Genomic DNA, 14,651 nt, shown 5'->3' with positions numbered 1-14,651 from the left:
ATAAATATCTGCAATTTTCAAGGTTCATTTGAGCCTTTTTCTTTAGCTCTGTTTTTCATAGATTATTTGACACTACCCTCATGATTTTTCGGCATCACTCCCTTCGATTAAAAATCTTGCACTTGTTTTGGCTTCCATTTGTACTATCTGCTGTCAGTGTTACAACTGACCTCTATCAGATCTGAATCTGAAAACTGGCAGCTTTCTCTAAGGCATACCAGCCGTTGCCGGAGTATCTTTAACGCTCGCCTGAATATAAAATATTACAGGGTCGTGGCATCTGTGTTAGCAGATCATACAGCTCATTTCATTTTCAAGGTCCAAACATTCGCTTTTATGCGAATTATATTATACTGTCATTATATTTCGCTTTTCTGTTAATGTCAAGCTTATTATTCGCTTTTTAGCGAATGTTTCTGTTTACAAAACTACATTTTGCGGTTAAAATAATATTATCAATAAGAAAGTAGGAAGCTGATATGACGATTGGAGATAAAATAAAAAAAATCCGGACATTCCGGAAAATGACACAGGCTGAACTTGGTGCAGCCCTTGGGTGGGGTGAAAAAGGGGCGAATCGCCTTGCCCAATACGAAACCAATTACCGAGTTCCAAAAAAAGAACTGGTGACAGAAATGGCTAAAATCCTGAATGTAAATCCATGGACACTATATGATGCCACAACAATGGATGCTACCGAATTCATGGAGCTTCTGTTCTGGATAGATGAATTCAATCCGTCTGCTATCAACTTATTCCAAATGGAAACTTATCCCGGAGAAAAATGCAATTCCTCCGATGACACCGCTGTCCGCTATCATGATAACGATAGCTGGCCTGCACATCCACCTGTGGGATTATGGATTAATTATGGGCTTGTCAATGATTTCATGAAAGAATGGGTAATCCGGAAAGAAGAACTCAAATCCGGCAAAATTACAAAAGACGAGTATTTTGAATGGAAAATCAACTGGCCGCAGACCTGTGATGACTGTGGGAAACATGAACCGATGAAGCAGTGGAGAATCTCAGTTGAAGAAGCTAGCAAAATTTAGCAGGACTAAAAAACTCTTTATTATATTTTCAATCATTATTACACTAAAAATTCTCTGAAAATTCTCGTTTTCTGAATTTTCATCATTCTGGTAAGCGTCTTTCATGTATGATGCTCACTATTTTCCAAATCAAAGCTGTGATCATTATGCAATCCAGTCAGAAAATACAATACAGGATCATAAAACCATTGCTTTTATCAGAGACAGAAATCACCTCACATTAGAAATCACAGACCAGATATCTGCTTTATTTCTTCATACACTTTCGAGAATGTTGATGGATATTCAATGACGGTAAAGGATTAAAAATAGTATACATAGCCGCTGGTTCTATAGAGCTTCGCATGTAATTGATGAATTTGCCAGGATTATACGTTTCCAGTCCCACTTCGATCCGTATGATAAAAATACATTATTTTTATTTTGTGGTAAACGTATTGACTGGATCAAAGGTCTCATCTGGTAAGGCTTATCCGCAGACTTTTGTTATCCGTGCAATTTCTCTTTTCACTGGCTATATAGGAGCTTTTCTTAAGTACGGATAAAATAGTTGATCTTAATCCGCAAATGCATGCAACATCATCTTTGTCATCTGGCCACTCCTGATTCTCTACTTCTGTAATTATTACGCCTCCGGTCTTTACTACTTCTTGTTTTTGAACAAAAGACGGAAATACATAGTGGTCTTTTGTTGTCTGAATACTGGTATATCCCAGTGCTGATGTGATATCTTCCACAGCAATACCCTTACGATAAAGGCTTGTCGCATGGGTTCAACGGAGCATATGTACATGTGTCAAGTAAGGAACAAAAAAATATTTTTTCCAACACGCAGAGCTCCCACATTGGATACTCTGTTTATTTTCCATTATCCTCTATTTTCATAATATTTTCCGTCGGATTTATATGAACGTTCAATATACATATCCGTCCTCCTGAATTTGAAATTTGTTTGCCAGTTTCAAATTCAGAAGACAGTCCTCTGATCTGGTTCATGCCTGCTCCACCAATTACTGCCAGATAAAACCTATAGATATTGGCTGAAAAAATCAGGCACGAAAAAAAGCTCCAGTAGTCTTTTCTAAACTACTGAAGCTTCCGGCTCTCAAATTTAATTCAATTTTCTATGACTTCTTTCAACAGCATAACCATTGTATCAGAGCAAAGTTTAAAAATATCCGGTTACGAGGCCTTTACCTTCAATGATCCGACAGTTCTAGTCTTTTCGACCATTTCCTCTTTTATTTCCATATATGTATTTGCAAAAGCATATTTTCTGGCTACTGTCCAAAAACGAAAATATTCCACAATCTGCTATCTCTTAATCAATTCCTCATTCCTAAAATAAATGAACAATTCCTATTATCTCATGGATATCGTTTTCATATTTTTATTCAAAGATACAACTTTTCCTTCAAAGTGTCAAATTTCCCTCATTCTTCCTCAAGATATATCTGTATCAAAAGGCATTATGCTTTGGATTAACTTTTCAATTCCTTCAGCAGCTGAGAAACCGTTTTCTTATAGATAGGATGCCGGATATTTGGCGCAATTTCGCTGAGAGGTTTTAACACAAACTCCCTCATATGCATTTCTATATGCGGAATAATAAGCTCTTCATTTTCCATCACCAGATTATCATACAGCAGAATATCTAAGTCTAACGTTCTTGGCCCCCACCTGACAATCCTTTCACGGTGCGCTTCCTTTTCAATTTCATGCAGCTTTTCCAGAAGTTCCTCAGGAGACATCTGTGTTTTTAGCAGAAGACATGCATTTAAAAAATCATCTTGCTCAATGCCTCCGTAAGGTTCTGTTACCAGATACTCTGATACCTTTTCCACTCTACAGTCCTTTTCCTCATTCAAACGCTGTATTGCATAATCTAAATATGCTTTCTTATCTCCTAGATTAGATCCCAGACCCAAATATGCTCTGTGCCAAAATCTGCTAATTTTGACAGATGCATATTCCACCGGCAGTCCAATCGGTGCCCAAGGCTTCTTTAATTCTAAGTCAATACCTTCCAGCAATGGGAATTTCAGCAAAATTTCCTGAACCAGATTTTCTGCAGCTGCCTCAATTAAATGATACGTATTATTCTTCATAAATTCGGTGACAAAATGGCTCACTGCACCATAATCCACAGACATTTGAAGGTCATCACTTTTTCCGGCTCTTCGTGTATCCATGTAAAGAACTAAGGATACTATAAATTTTTGTCCCAGTTTGGTTTCCTCCGGAAATACACCATGATTTGCAAAAAAATCCAGATTTTCTATATGTATTTCATCATATTTCATATTCTTTACTCCCTTAAAATTCCCTGTGTCATTTTTATGGCTCTTATATTTTCTTTCACATCATGTACTCGTACAAAAGAAGCGCCTTTCTCTACTCCCATAACTGTCGTAACAAGAGTTCCTTCTACACGCTGGTCAGCGGGAAGGTCCAGTGTAAGTCCAATGACTGACTTTCTGGAAGTTGCAAGTAATATAGGATAACCTAATGTTTTGAGGCATTCCAGGTGATGAATAATTTGAAGATTTTGTTCGTAAGTTTTTCCAAAGCCCACCCCCGGATCCAAAATGATATGTTCATCAGGAATCCCTGCTTCCTTGGCTATTTTTACAGAATCTCTCAGCTCCTGACAGACATCCTCTAAAAAATTTTCATATTCTGTATTATCCCTGTTATGCATAAGACAGCACGGAACCTGATATTCTGCAATCAGATCGGCTACTCTCCTGTCATACTTTAATCCCCAGATATCATTCACCAGGTCTGCACCTGCTTTTAAAGCAGCCTCCACAACCGGGCTTTTATAACTGTCAATAGATACCGGAACAGAAAAGTTTTCCTTTATCATTTGAATCACAGGTACAACTCTCTCAATTTCTTCTTCTATGGTTATTTGTGTATGTCCTGGACGTGTAGATTCTCCTCCTACATCAATAATGGCAGCACCTTCTTTTATCATATCAGAGACATGCTGCAGAGCCTTATCCCGATCCGTCCATTTCCCTCCGTCTGAAAAAGAATCCGGCGTCACATTCAAAATACCCATAACATAACATTCTTTCTTTATATCAAAATACTCATTACCGATTTTCATATGATTGCCTTCTTTCTGTCTTTATAAAAATAACAAATGATTTTTTTTCTCTTCGCTCCAGTTACATTCTGCCGATGCTTTACAAAATCCGCACATTCTGGACTGCTTGTCCGCCCAATAAAGTAGTTCTGATAAGCCCCTGTTCTCCTGATTTTCCTTAGCCCTATGACAGGCAATAGCTGCAAGAATCTCTTCTTGTTCTTCTGGAGCAAACTTGCAGTCCTCCAGAATTTCCTTTGCTAAAGGAATTACTGCTTTCTCATGAGGGATTCCCTGTGTATATTGCAGGCTCCTTCCCAGATCATGAAGCAGAGCTGCCGCATAAATCAGTTCTTTTTCTATATTATAACTGTTTTCCAAATTTTTAATATACGCGATTCTTGCCACATCTAACAAATGTTCGATGCCATGTTTACAGAAGATACGGCTTTTTTCCAGTTCCTCCAGTTCCAACATATATTTTTTCCAGACAGGATGACTGCAAATTTTATTGTTCCGTTTCATCCTATCTCCTTTCCAGCATACGATAAAACTGGTTCTGAAGCTTTTCGTCTCCGTCAAAAACGCCTCTTGTAACAACCGTAACCGTCTTTGTTCCAGGTTTTTTTATTCCCCGCATAGTCATGCACATATGTTCCGCCTCTATCAATACCATCACTCCATGAGGTTTCAGTTCTTCCATAAATACATCAGCTATTTGCGCTGTCAGACGCTCCTGCAGCTGTAAACGTTTTGCAAAGACCTCTAAGGTACGAGCCATTTTACTAAGCCCCACTACTTCTCCATCAGGAATATAGGCAATCGCAGCAGTTCCATAAAATGGCAGCATATGATGCTCACAAAAAGAATAAAATGGAATCTCCTTTTCCATGACCATATCATTATTATCCACATGGAACCGCTTTCTCAGATGCTCAGCTGCACAGTCTGTATATCCGGCTGCCAATTCTTCATACATTCTTGCAATTCTGTCCGGAGTTTCTAAAAGCCCTTCTCTGTTAATATCCTCACCGATTCCCTCTAAAATCAGCTTTACGCCTTCTTGTATTTTTTCTTTATTCATCTTTCTTCCCTCTTTCCTCTACTGCTTTTTCCGCCAATTGTAAAAACGATAACGAGCCAAAAACTACCAATATATCCTCTTTGCCCATTAAATCCAAACTTTTTCCGATAGCATCTTCTATACTTGCCGATACTTCTACAGATGGATTCACTAATTCCACCTTTTGCTTCAATTGCTCTGCAGATAAAGCTCTTGGATTATGAGGGGTCTCTACGGTAACAATATGCTGTGCCAATGGAGCTGTAATCTCTATAACCTTGTTATAGTCTTTATCTTCAAACATACCAAAAACATAATAAATTTTTCTATCACCGAAATACATTTCCAGTGACTCTCTCAAAGCCTGCGCTGCCTGAGGATTATGGGCACCGTCCAACAAGATAACCGGTTCCCGGGATATCACAGTAAATCTGCCTTTCCACTTTGTATCAAACATCCCGTCATAAATCTGTTTCTCTGACAATAAAAATCCTTCTTCTCTCAGCTGTTCTACTGCTTCTAAGGCCAACGCCGCATTTTGAATTTGAAATTTTCCAGCCAAAGATATCCGAACGTTTTTCCACTTTTTATAGGAAAAGCTCTGACAATCCCATCCATAATGAATATCTTCGAAACAGGAAGGATCCACTTCGCGGAAAAAACATTTCCGCTCTGCACAAACTTGTTTCAGCACGTCTCTAGCTTCTTTTTTCTGTGCAGCTGTTACTACTCTGGTATTTTCTTTAATAATTCCGGCTTTTTGACGTGCTATTTTTTCCAGTGTATTGCCCAGTTCTTTCATGTGATCCATGCCTATTGGCGTGACAACTTCTAAAATCGTTGTGTTTACCACATTTGTTGCATCTAAAGCTCCGCCCATTCCCGTTTCAAGAACTACGATGTCACACTTCTTCTCTTTAAAATACATAAACGCCAACGCTGTCTCAATTTCAAACACGGTAGGTATAGGTTCCTTCTCCCTTCTCATGTCCTCTACCACATGGGAAATTGTTGTAATATGTTTGGCAAGAGAATCCTTTTCTATCTTTTCATCGTTCACCTGGATTCTCTCACGATAAGAAAAAAGTGCGGGAGAGCTATATCTTCCTGTACAATATCCTGCATTTTTCAGGATTGTGGACAGGTATGCCAGCACAGACCCCTTGCCATTCGTTCCGGAAATGTGAATAAACTTCAGTTCATCCTGGGGATTATCAAGTCTGTCCAACAGTGCTCTCATACTCTCCAAGCCAAGTACACTTCCGTATTTGGACATTTCGTCCAAATATACTCTTGCTCTTTCGTAATTCATTTTTATTTTCTCCTATCTGAGATGATATTTTCCGTCTCATTATAGGATTCTTTTTCCTGAAACTCAATACATTTTACACTATTTACAAATATTTTTATAATCCAATGAATTTTTTCTTCAGTTTTTTTCCATATTCCATACTAGGGAATGTATAGTCTCCCAGCTTTCTTACCGGCATAATTCCCAGTATAGAATTTGTCAGGAACATTTCATCATACTGTTCCACATCTTTTGGTAAAATTATTTTTTCTTCTACTTCAAAAGTTTGAATTAAATACTCCCTGATAATACCAGGAAGCATACCGCAAACTCGGGCAGGTGTAACGATTTTTTTCTCTTTTATAAAGAATACATTGGTAGTCGCCCCCTCTGCAATCTGACCTTTGGTATTCAAAAAGACCGGTTCCTGAATTCCTTTTTTTTGAGCATTTCTTTTTTCCGTAATGCAGTCCCCATAGTTTAAGGTTTTATGATATGTAAACGGAGATGTCTCATTTCTTCTTATCTTTGAAAATTCAGTCAGAAATCCTTTTTCATAATCTTCTTTGCAATACCTGTTATCTCTTATGCCAATGTCTATATTTTTTTCTGAAACAGTAATTTTTAAAACCCTTCTCCCTTTTTTTATTGTTTCATCTTCTAATACTTGATTTACCTGTTCTCTTATTTCATTCAAGTCTCTTTGTATCCCCAAAAACTTAAGCGTATCCAGCAAGCGTTTATAATGCTGGTCTAAAAATTGTGGCACCCCCTCTTCCAAAGCAATGGTTTCAAATGCCCCGATTCCAAAGTAATATCCCTCATCTTTTATAAGCATGACTCTTCCTCCCAAAGGGCCTCCAGAATGGCTTTCGCTTTCTGTAAAGTTTCTTCATATTCAAATTCTAAATCTGATTCGCACGTGATTCCGCCGCCTACCCCCAGATAATATCTGTGGTCCTGATAAACTGCGGTTCGAATAATAATATTAAAGTCACAATTGCCGTCAAAGGAAAAATAACCTAAAGATCCTGTATATAAATTTCGTCTGTCATGTTCCAATTCATCAATGATTTCCATTGCCCGTATTTTAGGTGCTCCGGTTATAGAGCCGCCTGGGAAAACTGCTTTTAATAAATCGTGTGTGTTTATATTCTCTTTTAATCTCCCCACAATAGTTGTCACTAAATGAAAAACCGTTGCATACGTCTCAATTGCAAAATGTTCCGTTACTTTTACACTTCCCGGAATACATATATGATTTAAATCATTTCTTTCCAAGTCTACGATCATCAACAACTCACTGCGATCTTTTGATGAATTTCGCAGTTCTTCCCGTAAAGAAATATCTTCTTCCTCTGTTTCTCCCCTCTTTCTGGTGCCTTTGATCGGACGTGTTTCTATATTATTTTTATTGATTTTTAAAAACCGTTCCGGAGATGCACTGATGATCTGAAAGTCTCCGCACTGAAAGAAACTGCCAAACGGAGCCGGATTATACGTTCTTAGATAACGATAGACATCATAGGGACTTTTTTTGCTGTCAACTGTCAGCTGCTGCGTCATATTTGCAATATAAATATCCCCTTCTATAATATAATGAATCATGTTATCAATGGCTGTTTTATATTCTTCTTTTGTGAAATTAGGATAAAATTCCGCCTGTTCCTTATGCCTAAGAGGAATTTTCACAGATGCACATTTTTCTATTTCCTGCTTCAAGGTTTTTACCACACTCTCTGCATTTTCTGTTTCCCCTCTTGCTGTAATATAAAGTATTTTTTTAACTTTATCTTCAATAATCAAAACATCATAAAAGACAAACAGCACTTCCGGTATCTGTAATTTTTTAGGATGACGGCTTCTTATACCCTCAAATTTTCTTCCATAATCATAGGAAAAATAACCTAATGCCCCTGAAATCAACGGTAAATCTGTGGGATTGTCTTCTTTATATTGCTTCAAATATTTTTGTATTCCCTGTTCAAAAGTTTCCTCTTGAGGCTCATCATTCTTGTAAAAAATCCCATCGTTCTCTTTTAAAATCAAATAGGGTTTCAAGCCAATAATGGAGTATCTGCCTAGCTGATTTTCCAGAGAAGAATCTAAAAAAATAGCCATAGGTTCACATTTATACTGTTCAAAAATATCTTCTGATTTTCTATAAAAATCCAGTTTATAAATCTTTGTCTTCATATTTTTTCTTCCATTCTTCGCATATTTTCATAAAGTTTCCCAATAATTCATGTCCATATTCTGTCAAAACAGCTTCGGGATGAAATTGAACTCCATAAATATGATAAGTTTTATGATGTATTCCCATAATAATTCCATCTTCTGAGCGGGCATCGATTTCCAGAATGTCCGGAAAATTCTCATCACTGACAATCAGAGAATGATATCTTGTCACGGTATATGATTCCGGAAGTCTGTCAAAAAGAGCTTTTTGATGATGATATATTTTTGTAACCTTTCCATGCATTGGTTTGGGACCTTTTTTTACCTTGGCTCTAAAGACATGTCCAATAATCTGATGCCCAAGGCAAACACCAAGAATTGGAATTTTACCTGCCATATTTAATATAATTTCCTTGCATATCCCACAGTCTTCTGGACTTTTGGGTCCTGGTGAAATAATAATTCCTTCCAGAATACCTTGCTTCAGGAAATCATTAATTTCCTCTATGGTAATTTTATCATTACGCACTAAATAAATATTTTCTCCATATTCTCTAAAATAACAAACAAGATTATGTACAAAAGAATCATAATTATCAATCATTAAATACATATTTTCCTCCAAAAAAGACTACCAAAAAAGAACCTGTAAAAGATTCTTTTTTGGCAGTCTTCCATTTTTTATGGGCACACCCTCTATATTTTATTTATCAGTTACTTTCTATAATCTTTCCCACATTTTCATTATATCTGCTATATTTTCCATTCTCTAAAATGAATGAGAAATAATTCTTAGTTCTCACATTCTTTATATACAACTTTATCAACAATCATATAGACCGGGAAAACCAAAAACAAAATCATATTTATTTTATCATAGATTTTGAAACTCAACAACTACATATTTTGCTTTTTTATCCGTCCACCTCTTCTTACTCTCTCGTTTCAGATAGTTTTGACGAAATCTTTCTCTGCATTCTTCGCACTTTCGGATTTCTTCTACCTCTTCCCATGTCGGCACAACTTATCCAAATTCGGGTGGAACAAAATACCCGACAAAGTTAAAGCAAATAGTATCCATTAGCTATCTCATCCTCCCTTGCAATCACGATCATGAATAAGTATTTTTCCGATAAACTCATTGAACATAACAACAGGCTTTTCATATTCCTGAACAGCCTGTGCCAACATATAGATTTCAGAAGACAATTCTGACTGTTCCTTTATATGAACATGCTCACTGCTATCCCTAAATTATGAAATACTTAAACCAACAACTTGCAAACACAACCATCGTCATAATCCAAAAACTGTATTTCCAGAATTCTTCCCTTTTCTTCACCATTGCCACTTTCTTTTGGGTCTGTTTTTTTATTTTTCTCACTGTAGTCTCTACATTCTTCTTTGCTAATCGTTCCTGTTTCTCCGCATTACGCATTTTCTGTTCCGCCTCCTTTTTCTTTTCCAGTGCTACTTCAACAGCCTCCACTGAAGACATTACGACCAGCTTCTCCAGCTTACAGTTCTGGCTCTGAATGTCTCTTATTCTTTCTTCGAGCTGCTCTTGCTCTTTCCTGCTCAGCAATCCGTTCCTGTTCCGCAGATCGTCGTTGCTTCTCTGCAGATACTGACTGATATTCTGCGTTTTGGACAATTCGATTTGCAGTTTCTGATTTTCCTCGGTTAACTTCTGAAGCTCGTCTTGCAGCTTCTGATTTTCGGATGAGAGACTCCGAATCCCTTCTCGAAACTCTCCGATTCGTTCCATACATTTCTGTATCAATTCTCGATCTTTTGTCTGGGCTTTCAATAATTCGTCCCTCTCTGCAGTCACATTCGACAGGGCCTCCGCCTGTTCCTGCGACAGCTTCTTCCACTTGTCGATAGTATCGTGTGAGATCGGCATCAACTGTGTCATATCTGTGGATACCATAGTTTTCTTTTTGTTCATTTCTGATAAATTCATCCTCTAATTCCCCCTTACTGATTTTTAAATGAAAAGTCTTAGAAAGGTTACTGTCACGTACCTTCTTCCCTTCCTGATTTTGAAACGTGATATGCTTTCTTTTCTCTGTCCAATTCACGCTCCATCCTGCATTCTTCATTTCTCTGATAAATTGCTCCCGGCTGGTGCAATACTCCATCACATTCAGCACAGCCATGGCACAATCTGCCACATAACTATCCTTTGCATGGTTACGAAACAGATTGTATTTGTCTTTGCTCCATGCGGTCACTTCTCCGTTCTCAATCTGACTGCCATCAAAATGCTTGCCTTTTTCCGCTATGGAGAGTCCACGTTCCCGGCACATCCGATTCGTCAGCCGCTTCATACGTTCCAGATCTTTTCTGGAATTATGCAGTTTTTTCCCATTTTCGTAGCTTACAGAATTAGTAACTATATAGCAGTGAATATGGTCTTTATCCTTGTGAACACTGACAACGGTCTGAAAACCGGCAAACCACTTTTCAGCAAATTCTATTCCAAATTCCAAAGCCTGCTCAGGTGTGATTTTCTCATCTTTATGCCAGGAAATCACATTATGGAAATACATCCGACCGGAATCCTTCCCCCATAATCGTTTTTCCGCTAAAAATGACTGATATACCAGATCATAATTTACTTTTTCATACGGATACGGCCCAATAATATGAACAAGATGCTGCTCCGTTTTTCCCTCCCGCAGGATATACTCAATACAGTTTCTCATTGCCCCATGGGAATTTGTCCGCTTATTAATTGTCTTATTGATTGCCATATCGTTTCACACTCCTTCCGATACCCCGATATGTTTTCACTGAGACTGTTCAGCACATCTGCTCTGGGATAAAAACTGCCAGCATTCATATGATGTGCGATCTGGTTGATATTGGTTGTTGCACCTCGCAGCAGATGGTTTGTTTCCCCAAGCCTTTGATTTAATACATTCAATTCCTCTTTTACCTCCGCTGACATTAGATCCACATTTTCAATTGCGGCAAGTATCACTGCCTGCTGTGTCTGACCCGATGCTTTGATCTTTTGCTGAAGCAGGGCATATTCTTTCTCATTCATCCGTATCGTAACGGTATGGTTTCTTTTTCTCATAATCCTTTCACTCCTTCTATAATCTACACTGTTATTTTCATGCACTTCCAACTACGAGGGAATTCCATAAGGGGAAATGAAATCTTCCCCTTTGGTGGGTGCAGGGCAAAGCCCTAGTCAATCTATGAATCTGTGAATGGAATGTCCGGTGGACATTTCAGGAACAGAACTTCATAGCATTGGCGGCCAGGGTTCCAAGGGACAGCGTCCTCTGGCAAGTTTAGGAACAGCCCCTTGGCTGATTCCGGTGCATAGTGGCTTGCCACTTTGCGAAACTTGCCTGTCATCTTCTGCCATTCCATACGTGCTGATTGCTTCTGCTCCTCTTCACACAAATAAAAGAAAGGCAGGAAGATGACAGTGGTTTTGTGGGATGCAAAAAGGATATAAAGGCAATAGAAGTTCTCACCTTTCCAGAGAATTTCTATTTCCGGAATGTCTTTTGGGCATCCCACTCCGGTGCGCAGTACCGGACAATCATGTGCCGTATCCGGCACCTAACCAGATATATCTGCCTGTACTTTTTGTACATCCTGCCAGTCTCTACTGTTCACCGCACTCTTTTCCACTACCGAAGGACAAAAATAGCAGTTAAAAACAATAACCGTTTTTTCCCCGGAAAATTGTTTCAACTGCTATGATCTTTTACTGCTATTATTCAATTGTCCATTCATCAAATTCTGTTAAACTTCCATCCAAACAGATCCACTTTTCAAAAGTGCTGAAGCTCTTCCAACTCTTTCTCCAATTTCTCAATACGATGGTGCTGATACCAGATCACCCCTGGCAAACCTGCAGCCATAAGAAAGGCACAAACCAACACCTTCAAAGCATCCCATCTGGATTCTATTCCACTCATGGAAAATCCACACACAAGATTAACGAATAGGACATAAAAATATCCGCAAAATAAAGCGGTACAAAACATCCCTTTTAAAAATTTCCACATTTTAGTTCCCATCTTTACACCTCCTCAAAAATAAGTTTAGCGATTTTTTCGCTAAATATCAATAGTGAATATTTCGCTAAGATATTATGAATCCATGAGGTGAAAATAATGTATAGTAGAATCCGAAATCTAAGAGAGGATCGTGATCTCACACAAAAACAAATGGGCGAGATCTTAAATTGCAGCCAGCGTATTTACAGTAATTATGAATGCGGCGATGTAGACATTCCCACACAAATCCTGATCAAACTGGCCAAATTTCATAAAACCAGCGTTGATTATCTGCTTGAACTGACAGATGACAAACGCCCCTACCCCCGTAAAAAGGATGGAAATCAATAGATTCTTTCTGCCCGGCTTCTCATGCCGGGCATTTTTTCCTGCTCTTTTTATTTTCTTTTAAAAATTGTCTGCAAAATCTAATGCCGCATCTGCATTTTCTTCCTGTTCCCTATCCATTGAATCAACAGCAAAAACAGTCTCTTCTTTTTCTTGCACAAACGGCTTTCCGACACCATTCATATACGGATGCAGCAGCTCCATGAGATTTTTCGCAAGTAACATAGGAACCGATTCTTTTACCCCTTCTTTGATAGCGTTCTGCACCTGTCTCAGAAACGCATCTTCCTTTTCCCGAGTCTCCAGGTAAGGATCTTCTTCCTTCTCATATTCCCGACCAAAATAATCATTCACAGCAGCTACTACCGCCCGTGTATAGGATTTATACTTTTTCCTGTTCATGGTCTGTAAATACTCCCAAGCCTGACGGTCTGCCTCGTCCAGCAGATTCAGGCGGATATTTGTATTGATGATTTTCCGTTCCTTTCTCATACTCATATCAGTCTGCCTCCATTCTTCTGAATTTTTCTGACTGCCAGCATCTCGTAACCTTTTGCCGCTGCACAGATATCATGGATAATGGTTACCCGGTTCCTGACATAATCTCCAAAGTTTTCGATCATACAGCCACCGCCTCCGACTACATACAGCCGCATTAATTCCGGATTATATTCGTGTTCCCTCAGTTTTCGAAAGATTTCTGCTGTATAATCTCTTGCAGCCGCTTTCATAACATCCAGATAATTTTCCCCGATATCTGCTGTTCCTTTTCGGATCACCTGTTCAATGACCAGATCGTCCACTACTGCTCCCATCCTCCTTAATAACTGTTCCCTGACAGCCAGCACACATTGATGTGTCCCGTATTTTTCAGTAAAACATTTCTTTTCTACCGGTCGTGAATTATTGATATACATGATATTCATTGTCCCATTTCCGATGTCCACTAGCATATTGATTCCCATAAATTCCTGCAGATGATATGCGACAGCTGCAAATCCCTGTGGAAAAATATCTGCCCCGATAAACTCTACATGATAAGCTTTTCCACGAAACACAAAATCCACCACTGCATTCTGAAGCAGATAATCACGGAAAGTTTCTTTCTGACTGCTCACCCATGTCAGCGGAAGTCCGGCAGCCAGATGTACTTTCGCCTGATCCACCCCTTTACTTTCCAACTCACTGGCAATGGCCGCAAGTGTAAGGATGTAATAGTCCTCATCCTCCGTTTTTTCTGCCCGAAACTCCTTGTGTTCTTCTCCAATCTGGTAATACACTCCTTGATAAACCAGAAGGTTATTCTGGAATGTAGGCTCCTTTTCATATCTGGTTACACCTGCCTGAAAACATCTGCAGGCTGTTTTCAGGTTTCCATATCCGTGATCCACACCAATCACTGTAATTATCTGATTTTCCTTATTTTTCATCATTCTCATATTATCTTTCTCCTTTATTTTTTTGAACCAAATTAATACTTACGCTCTTTGATAAGATAAATATTTTATTATCTCTTTCATTAATTCTTTAATATTAAGTTTTTTACATACTTAATAGTGTCCCATGATCCTGCACAGGTTTTTCCCACATAGGC

17 protein-coding genes are annotated in these 14,651 nt (G+C 38.5%); 2 read left to right on the top strand and 15 right to left on the bottom strand.

The window, feature by feature from the left end; translation table 11 throughout:
* Positions 1-479: 479 nt before the first annotated feature.
* Positions 480-1,055, top strand: a complete 576-nt coding sequence (locus NSA57_RS14760) for a helix-turn-helix domain-containing protein (RefSeq protein ID WP_055220671.1) — start codon at positions 480-482, stop codon at positions 1,053-1,055.
* A 455-nt stretch (positions 1,056-1,510) separates the two neighbouring features.
* Here the strand turns inward: NSA57_RS14760 and NSA57_RS14755 are convergent, their stop codons facing one another.
* From NSA57_RS14755 to NSA57_RS14695, 13 genes are all read right to left on the bottom strand, one after another.
* Entirely contained in the window at positions 1,511-1,792 is a 282-nt protein-coding gene (locus NSA57_RS14755; protein ID WP_172704688.1) for a hypothetical protein, read from the bottom strand.
* Positions 1,793-2,536: 744 nt separating this feature from the next.
* Positions 2,537-3,358, bottom strand: coding sequence for a 2-amino-4-hydroxy-6-hydroxymethyldihydropteridine diphosphokinase (gene folK, locus NSA57_RS14750; RefSeq protein WP_055220669.1), 822 nt, complete (start codon positions 3,356-3,358; stop codon positions 2,537-2,539).
* Between the two features lie 5 nt (positions 3,359-3,363).
* Positions 3,364-4,170: a dihydropteroate synthase gene (gene folP / locus NSA57_RS14745; protein ID WP_055220666.1), complete on the bottom strand. Its 807-nt coding sequence runs from the start codon at positions 4,168-4,170 to the stop codon at positions 3,364-3,366.
* Positions 4,171-4,191: 21 nt separating this feature from the next.
* Complete coding sequence (locus tag NSA57_RS14740; RefSeq protein ID WP_055220664.1) at positions 4,192-4,674, bottom strand: HD domain-containing protein; 483 nt, start codon at positions 4,672-4,674, stop codon at positions 4,192-4,194.
* 1 nt (position 4,675) lies between these two features.
* The gene (gene folE / locus NSA57_RS14735; protein WP_055220662.1) at positions 4,676-5,233 is read right to left on the bottom strand and encodes a GTP cyclohydrolase I FolE; all 558 of its coding nucleotides are present in this window, start codon (positions 5,231-5,233) and stop codon (positions 4,676-4,678) included.
* Positions 5,226-6,488: a bifunctional folylpolyglutamate synthase/dihydrofolate synthase gene (locus tag NSA57_RS14730; protein WP_257465247.1), complete on the bottom strand. Its 1,263-nt coding sequence runs from the start codon at positions 6,486-6,488 to the stop codon at positions 5,226-5,228. Before NSA57_RS14730 ends, folE begins: the two co-directional genes overlap by 8 nt.
* A gap of 130 nt (positions 6,489-6,618) precedes the next feature.
* Positions 6,619-7,341 (bottom strand): aminotransferase class IV, encoded by a 723-nt coding sequence (locus NSA57_RS14725; protein WP_055220658.1) that lies wholly within the window; start codon positions 7,339-7,341, stop codon positions 6,619-6,621.
* Entirely contained in the window at positions 7,332-8,699 is a 1,368-nt protein-coding gene (gene pabB / locus NSA57_RS14720; protein WP_055220657.1) for an aminodeoxychorismate synthase component I, read from the bottom strand. The genes NSA57_RS14725 and pabB overlap by 10 nt, the downstream gene beginning before the upstream one ends.
* Positions 8,680-9,294 (bottom strand): anthranilate synthase component II, encoded by a 615-nt coding sequence (locus NSA57_RS14715; RefSeq protein ID WP_055220655.1) that lies wholly within the window; start codon positions 9,292-9,294, stop codon positions 8,680-8,682. Before NSA57_RS14715 ends, pabB begins: the two co-directional genes overlap by 20 nt.
* A 636-nt stretch (positions 9,295-9,930) precedes the next feature.
* Positions 9,931-10,179: a hypothetical protein gene (locus tag NSA57_RS14710; protein ID WP_082424674.1), complete on the bottom strand. Its 249-nt coding sequence runs from the start codon at positions 10,177-10,179 to the stop codon at positions 9,931-9,933.
* A gap of 19 nt (positions 10,180-10,198) precedes the next feature.
* Entirely contained in the window at positions 10,199-11,440 is a 1,242-nt protein-coding gene (locus tag NSA57_RS14705) for a relaxase/mobilization nuclease domain-containing protein (RefSeq protein WP_257465245.1), read from the bottom strand.
* On the bottom strand, positions 11,389-11,769 hold the full coding sequence (locus tag NSA57_RS14700) for a plasmid mobilization protein (RefSeq protein ID WP_055220649.1): 381 nt from the start codon (positions 11,767-11,769) through the stop codon (positions 11,389-11,391). The genes NSA57_RS14705 and NSA57_RS14700 overlap by 52 nt, the downstream gene beginning before the upstream one ends.
* 712 nt (positions 11,770-12,481) lie before the next feature.
* Complete coding sequence (locus NSA57_RS14695; RefSeq protein WP_055220645.1) at positions 12,482-12,730, bottom strand: hypothetical protein; 249 nt, start codon at positions 12,728-12,730, stop codon at positions 12,482-12,484.
* A 96-nt stretch (positions 12,731-12,826) separates the two neighbouring features.
* Here NSA57_RS14695 and NSA57_RS14690 point away from each other — a divergent pair, with 96 nt between their 5' ends.
* Positions 12,827-13,060, top strand: a complete 234-nt coding sequence (locus tag NSA57_RS14690; RefSeq protein WP_055220643.1) for a helix-turn-helix domain-containing protein — start codon at positions 12,827-12,829, stop codon at positions 13,058-13,060.
* Between the two features lie 57 nt (positions 13,061-13,117).
* Here the strand turns inward: NSA57_RS14690 and NSA57_RS14685 are convergent, their stop codons facing one another.
* Both NSA57_RS14685 and NSA57_RS14680 read right to left on the bottom strand, forming a co-directional pair.
* On the bottom strand, positions 13,118-13,555 hold the full coding sequence (locus NSA57_RS14685; protein WP_242856438.1) for a hypothetical protein: 438 nt from the start codon (positions 13,553-13,555) through the stop codon (positions 13,118-13,120).
* Positions 13,552-14,496, bottom strand: a complete 945-nt coding sequence (locus NSA57_RS14680; RefSeq protein WP_055220642.1) for a ParM/StbA family protein — start codon at positions 14,494-14,496, stop codon at positions 13,552-13,554. Before NSA57_RS14680 ends, NSA57_RS14685 begins: the two co-directional genes overlap by 4 nt.
* Positions 14,497-14,651: the final 155 nt, after the last annotated feature.

Source organism: Blautia caecimuris (genome assembly GCF_024622975.1).
GTDB lineage: Bacteria > Bacillota > Clostridia > Lachnospirales > Lachnospiraceae > Blautia_A > Blautia_A caecimuris.
This window is presented reverse-complemented; position numbering and strand designations above follow the sequence as displayed.

What these genes read in the sequence shown, in the direction of transcription:
- NSA57_RS14715 (WP_055220655.1), bottom strand. Translation starts at nt 9,294, where the DNA reads ATGTATTTAATGATTGATAATTATGATTCTTTTGTACATAATCTTGTT.
- folK (WP_055220669.1), bottom strand. Translation starts at nt 3,358, where the DNA reads ATGAAATATGATGAAATACATATAGAAAATCTGGATTTTTTTGCAAAT.
- NSA57_RS14740 (WP_055220664.1), bottom strand. Translation starts at nt 4,674, where the DNA reads ATGAAACGGAACAATAAAATTTGCAGTCATCCTGTCTGGAAAAAATAT.
- NSA57_RS14710 (WP_082424674.1), bottom strand. Translation starts at nt 10,179, where the DNA reads ATGTCTTCAGTGGAGGCTGTTGAAGTAGCACTGGAAAAGAAAAAGGAG.
- NSA57_RS14680 (WP_055220642.1), bottom strand. Translation starts at nt 14,496, where the DNA reads ATGAGAATGATGAAAAATAAGGAAAATCAGATAATTACAGTGATTGGT.
- NSA57_RS14690 (WP_055220643.1), top strand. Translation starts at nt 12,827, where the DNA reads ATGTATAGTAGAATCCGAAATCTAAGAGAGGATCGTGATCTCACACAA.
- folE (WP_055220662.1), bottom strand. Translation starts at nt 5,233, where the DNA reads ATGAATAAAGAAAAAATACAAGAAGGCGTAAAGCTGATTTTAGAGGGA.
- folP (WP_055220666.1), bottom strand. Translation starts at nt 4,170, where the DNA reads ATGAAAATCGGTAATGAGTATTTTGATATAAAGAAAGAATGTTATGTT.
- NSA57_RS14695 (WP_055220645.1), bottom strand. Translation starts at nt 12,730, where the DNA reads ATGGGAACTAAAATGTGGAAATTTTTAAAAGGGATGTTTTGTACCGCT.
- NSA57_RS14700 (WP_055220649.1), bottom strand. Translation starts at nt 11,769, where the DNA reads ATGAGAAAAAGAAACCATACCGTTACGATACGGATGAATGAGAAAGAA.
- NSA57_RS14760 (WP_055220671.1), top strand. Translation starts at nt 480, where the DNA reads ATGACGATTGGAGATAAAATAAAAAAAATCCGGACATTCCGGAAAATG.
- NSA57_RS14705 (WP_257465245.1), bottom strand. Translation starts at nt 11,440, where the DNA reads ATGGCAATCAATAAGACAATTAATAAGCGGACAAATTCCCATGGGGCA.
- pabB (WP_055220657.1), bottom strand. Translation starts at nt 8,699, where the DNA reads ATGAAGACAAAGATTTATAAACTGGATTTTTATAGAAAATCAGAAGAT.
- NSA57_RS14730 (WP_257465247.1), bottom strand. Translation starts at nt 6,488, where the DNA reads ATGTCCAAATACGGAAGTGTACTTGGCTTGGAGAGTATGAGAGCACTG.
- NSA57_RS14725 (WP_055220658.1), bottom strand. Translation starts at nt 7,341, where the DNA reads ATGCTTATAAAAGATGAGGGATATTACTTTGGAATCGGGGCATTTGAA.
- NSA57_RS14685 (WP_242856438.1), bottom strand. Translation starts at nt 13,555, where the DNA reads ATGAGTATGAGAAAGGAACGGAAAATCATCAATACAAATATCCGCCTG.